Below are 2,870 nucleotides of genomic sequence, written 5' to 3' on the forward strand. Positions count from 1 at the left end.
ATAATACAAGGTTAATCAAAGGAAGTCAAGCTGTATCCTTAACAAGGGAATAGTCAAACTAGGAGCCGTGTGATGCGAAAGTCTCACGCACGGTTCTGAATGGGAGGGGAGGTCGGTGACGACCTTCTCGACCCCTAATAAACCTCGAAACATATAACCGGCAATGAAACCGATTAATAGGGCCCATGCTTGCCCAGTTTTGACGAAATTTGAGAAGGATTTCTGAACATTGCCGATGATATCCACGTCTTGCTCCGAAATAGTCATCAAGACATTGGTAAGAGGCGAAAAGTCGATCGAGACGGATAGATGATGGAAGATGTCGATCACGATGGCATTCCTCAAAGACGAAAATCTACAGAATAAGTTAACATGAAAACGACTAAATCAAAACCGCTTTTGTCTCCCTGGTGGTGAGTTGGAAAGGAGGTCACTTTCAAGATGATTGAGATTGCTGGTAATAGGATAATAATAAGTTGCCCGCTTTTGCTAAATCTTGCCCAAAGGCGATAATTCCTTCTTCATGACCACTCATCACTAAAATTTGTTGCTCCTCTAGACGCTCTTCTTGACATAAACGGATAATTTCTGCGGCCATTTCTGGGGTTCCATAGGCGATATTTTCTTGAGTGGTCGGCACTCGATACATTAAATTTTGCCACAGGGGGCGATGGTGAATATGAATCACCCCATTAATCTGGGGATTCGCTTCATAAATCGCTGCGTGGGTGAGAGTTTCTGAAGAAGCGGCGATTGTTCCCCGACAAGTAACCCGATTTTCTTGCCAATCGTAGTCTATAACTGTGGTGTAATGGGATTCATTTAATACTGGGATTCCCCCGGTGTTAGTGCCAGAAATAATGATTTCTTTGTCTATTTTTCCTCGTTGACTCACATTCCCAAAACCGATTCCGTTATCGTATTGACCGATTAATCCTAATCGATAGAGGCGATTGCGCCAATAATTTAATTCTGCAATCTCTGAGCTTATTAAGGGACGGTCAGGAATCCAAGTACAATTGTATTTAACGTAGCCTTCGTCAATCATAGATTTTTCTGAAAATATTCGGGATAACTTTGACAAACTTTCTGCACAAAGTCCTGGAGAGGATAGGAAATATTGGCGATATAATTATCTTTAATTGCTTGAGAAAATAGGGGTAAAACTTCCGTATCTAAGGCGGGGTTAAATAAGTTGATAGGTAGAATTAAATCGGAACATTCCCGCACATCAATGGTCTCAAAATTATCGGCTATAATTAACCAAAGAGGACGCACCCAAAGAGCCGAACGACTTTCGATCACCTGAATTACTTCTCCGTATAAAGTTCGATTTTTGCAGAATAAACTAACAATTTGATGGGGAGTGAATGTGTTCATAGACGATTCTAGTTTTCCTCGATCAGCTAAGACGCATTTTAATCGCTTATTCTTAGATTAGCCGAATCTTCCCCCAATCTCTTTACTCTTGCAAGAGCCAACAGTAAAGAGTATCTCATCTCCACAAGCAATTTAAATGCGCGGGCAGCTTATCTTTCACTGGTCACTGAAAAAAGCTGGCCACTTGCCAATCCCTTGCCAGATCGGGAAAAAACGGCTCTTCTAGGTTGTGTGTGATAAGTTTAACTTACTATATGATTGATCGATCTTTGTGTCCTTTGTGTCTTTGTGGTTCGTTCCACCCCCTCTCTAGGAGGAATGTATCTTAGAATACATTTTACCCACCAAATCCAAGAGAGCCAAAAAACTCCGTTAGAATACGGAAAGCCGTTTACAAAACGATACAAAATCATGACCGTTGCTTACCCTCGTAAATTCAAGAAGACGATGAGCGCTCGCGACATCATGAAGCGTGTTATTAGCGATCACGAAATTCATCTTGTCACCCTCAACCGTTACCGCTACAACGAACAACGTAGCTGTAAAGACCTGACCGAACTGATCGAAACCCTAGACGGACAACCGAAAGAACTGATCCAGGAGCTTTCCCGTCACGTCGCCGATGAGGCCCGCCATGCCTACTGGTTAACCGATTTATTAATCGAATTGGGGGCCGATGTGGGGAAACCGCCGGGGTTGTCCTATATTGATGAATTTGAACGTCTTCTCGATCAAGATCAATTCCAAGGTGAAGAACAAAGGGAAGATGGACTGATTGCGGCCCTAGCGGCAATTAACGTCACGGAAAAACGGGGATGCGAATACTTTGCCGCCCATATTTATGCTCTCAAAGCAGGGGAACAAACCCCGGAAAATCTGAAAATTCAGGAAACGATCGCCAAAATCTTTCCCGAAGAAGCAGGTCATGTGCGTTGGGGCAATCGTTGGTTAGCCAAAATTGCCCAAAAAAGCCCCGAACATCGGCAAAAAGTCGAAAAAGCTAAGGCCAAATACTCAGCGATCGAACAGGCCGCCTATGAATCGGGTATGGATATCACCCTGGGGGCAGAATTGCGCCGCGTCGGTCATTTAATGGACATCGCCGCCACTATGCCGCTCTGGGAACGTCCTCAATATCTGATGGAACGTTTACCCCAATCCCTTCTCGACCCGAAATTACAATTATTCCGGGTAGAAGCCGCTCAAAAAGCCTGGAATCGTGATCCACAAATGTTTATGGAACGCTTTTTGCCGATGTTTTTTAATGCGGACGACAATATCGGCAAAAAAGAGAAAGTCAACTAATTTAATCTTGATTTTCAAAGGATCGAGAAAATCAGCTATTGTTTTAAATAGGGCTTGCTGAAAAAGTAAGGGGGCAGCAGGAGAAAGATAATTGATTATTCAAGCCGATTGAGAAGATAAGTTTTTGTTGAGATAATTCAGAGAAAATATAACTTTTATTAATAGCAAAGGGGAGAAAACAGGAG

The 2,870-nt window shown here is 42.9% G+C and carries 3 protein-coding genes; 1 reads left to right on the forward strand and 2 read right to left on the reverse strand.

The window, feature by feature from the left end; translation table 11 throughout:
* Positions 1–436: 436 nt before the first annotated feature.
* The gene (locus O9323_RS15175) at positions 437–1,048 is read right to left on the reverse strand and encodes a class II aldolase/adducin family protein (RefSeq protein ID WP_002751465.1); all 612 of its coding nucleotides are present in this window, start codon (positions 1,046–1,048) and stop codon (positions 437–439) included.
* Complete coding sequence (locus O9323_RS15180) at positions 1,045–1,380, reverse strand: hypothetical protein (protein ID WP_002773358.1); 336 nt, start codon at positions 1,378–1,380, stop codon at positions 1,045–1,047. Before O9323_RS15180 ends, O9323_RS15175 begins: the two co-directional genes overlap by 4 nt.
* Positions 1,381–1,791: 411 nt before the next feature.
* Here O9323_RS15180 and O9323_RS15185 point away from each other — a divergent pair, with 411 nt between their 5' ends.
* Complete coding sequence (locus O9323_RS15185; RefSeq protein WP_149106655.1) at positions 1,792–2,685, forward strand: ferritin-like domain-containing protein; 894 nt, start codon at positions 1,792–1,794, stop codon at positions 2,683–2,685.
* Positions 2,686–2,870: the final 185 nt, after the last annotated feature.

The organism is Microcystis sp. LE19-131.1A (assembly GCF_027532015.1).
Lineage (GTDB): Bacteria > Cyanobacteriota > Cyanobacteriia > Cyanobacteriales > Microcystaceae > Microcystis > Microcystis ichthyoblabe_A.

What these genes read in the sequence shown, in the direction of transcription:
- O9323_RS15175 (WP_002751465.1), bottom strand. Translation starts at nt 1,048, where the DNA reads ATGATTGACGAAGGCTACGTTAAATACAATTGTACTTGGATTCCTGAC.
- O9323_RS15180 (WP_002773358.1), bottom strand. Translation starts at nt 1,380, where the DNA reads ATGAACACATTCACTCCCCATCAAATTGTTAGTTTATTCTGCAAAAAT.
- O9323_RS15185 (WP_149106655.1), top strand. Translation starts at nt 1,792, where the DNA reads ATGACCGTTGCTTACCCTCGTAAATTCAAGAAGACGATGAGCGCTCGC.